Annotated in this window: 2 protein-coding genes; both read right to left on the bottom strand. The window is 69.0% G+C overall.

What is annotated here, in order from left to right:
* A partial coding sequence (locus AC1DYN_RS32180; RefSeq protein ID WP_477966803.1) for an efflux RND transporter permease subunit occupies positions 1 to 1,249 on the bottom strand: 1,249 nt, incomplete at its 3' end.
* A partial coding sequence (locus tag AC1DYN_RS32175; protein ID WP_477966801.1) for an efflux RND transporter periplasmic adaptor subunit occupies positions 1,246 to 2,112 on the bottom strand: 867 nt, incomplete at its 5' end. The genes AC1DYN_RS32180 and AC1DYN_RS32175, both read right to left, overlap by 4 nt.

The raw sequence follows: 2,112 nt of genomic DNA, 5'->3' as shown, positions 1-2,112 counted from the left end.
TGTGGAGGTGGCGCGAGATGTTTTCGATCTCGACGATCGCATCGTCGACCAGCACGCCGATCACGAGGGCCAGCGACAGCAGCGTGACCATATTGAGCGTGTAGCCGAACAGGTACTGGCCCAGGAAGGCCGGAATCACCGACAGGGGCAGGGCCGCAGCGGCGATCAGCGTCGCGCGCCAGTCGCGCAGGAACCACCACACCACCAGCACCGCCAGCAGCGCGCCTTCGTACAGCATGTGCATCGAGGCGTCGAAGTTCTCGTCGACCGACACCGAGTTGTCGATCACTTCATTGACGATCAGCTTCGGGTTTTCTTTCTTGAGCTGCTCCATCGCGGCGCGGGCGCCCGTGGCGACATCGATCTCGCCGGCCCCGCGCGTGCGGAACACTTCGAAGGCGACGACGCGGCGGCCATCCTGCTCGGCCAGCGCGCGCGGTTCTTCCACGGTGTCGAGCACGCGCGCCACCTGGTCCAGGCGCACATGGCGTCCGTCCGGCAGCGGGATCTCCATCGCGGCCAGCGCCTGCGCGGTGCCGACGGTGGCCAGCGTGCGCACCGATTGCTCGACGCCACTGACATCGCCCCGGCCACCCGGCGCTTCGCGCTGCACATTGCGCAGCTGGCGCGAGATGTCGAGCGCCGAGACGCGCAGCGCCGCCATCTTCTGGTCATCGAGCTCCACGCGCATCTCGCGCGTGACGCCGCCCACGCGCCGGATTTCACCGAGGCCCGGCACGCCCAGCATGCACTTGGCGACGTCGTTGTCGACGAACCAGCTCAGGTCCTGGTCGTCCAGGCCCGAGCCTTCGGCGGCGGCAACCGTGAAGGTGGAGACGACGCGCCCGGCGGTGGCGGCCTTGGTCACGGTCGGCTCGCGCAGCTCGGCCGGCATGTCGGCGCGCACGCGCGAGACCGCGTCGCGCACGTCATTGACGGCTTCGGCCGAATCGCGCTCGAGGATGAATTCGACCGTGACGGTGGCCACGCCGTCGAGCACGCGCGTGTAGATGTTCTTGATGCCCTGCAGGGTGGCGACCGAGTCTTCGATCTTGCGCGCGACTTCGGTTTCCAGCTGCGCCGGCGCGGCGCCGTCGAGGACGGCGGTGACGGTGACGATGGGCAGTTCGATGTCCGGGAAGTCCTGCACCTTGCTGGCATTGAAGGCCATCAGTCCTGCCACGGTGAGCAGGACGAACAGCATGATCGCCGGGATCGGATTGCGGATCGACAGGGCGGAGAAATTCATCGTGCAGCCTTTGCCGGTGCTGCAGCTGGCGCGACTGCGGGCGTGGCTATATTGCGTACCAGGTCACCGTCATTCAGGAACCCGGCGCCCGTGACGACAATGGGCGCGTCGGCTGCGAGGCCGCCGACGATCTCGACCCGGTCGCCCAGGCGGCGGCCCGTGGTGACCTTCAGCTGGCTCACGCGGCTGTCCGCATTCAGGCGGTACACGTAGCTGAAGCCGTCGCGCACCGCGATCGACTGCTGCGGCACGGTCAGGGCGTTCGACGTGCCCAGTTCGAACCGGCCGCTGGCAAACATGCCGGCCTTGAGCGGCATGTCGCCCGACAGCGCCGGCGGCAGGTCGACATAGACCAGCGCAAGCCGGGTCTGCGGATCGACCGATGGCGCCACGACGCGCACCTTGCCCGTGACTTCGAGGCCGCTGGCGCCGCGCACGACCGCGCGCGTGCCCGCCTTGATGCGCCCGAGGTCTTGCGCCGTCACTTCGGCGCGCCATTCGAGGCGGCCCTGGCGGATCATGCGAAACAGTTCGGTGCCCACGCCGACGACGGCGCCAACGGTGGCGCCCCGCGCCGAGATCACGCCGCTGTCGGGCGCCGTCACCTGCGTGTACTTCAGGCGCAGCTGCTGCTGCGTCAGCGTGGCCTGGGCCGACTGGACGCGCGCGGCGCCGGTCTGCTCGCCCGTCACGTATTGCGTGACCTGCTGGGCGCTCAGGGCGCCGGAGCTTTCCAGCGCGCGCGCGCGGTCGGCATTCGCCTTGGATTCCAGGGCATTGGCCTTTGCTTCGAGCAGCRCGGCGCGCGCGCCCGCGATATCGGCGCGCACGGTTTCATCCGCGAACACGGCCAGTACCTGGCC

This window comes from Rhizobacter sp. P2_D12, from assembly GCF_056404395.1.
The sequence above is the reverse complement of the archived record's forward strand: the minus strand, read 5'-3'. Positions and strand labels throughout refer to the sequence as shown.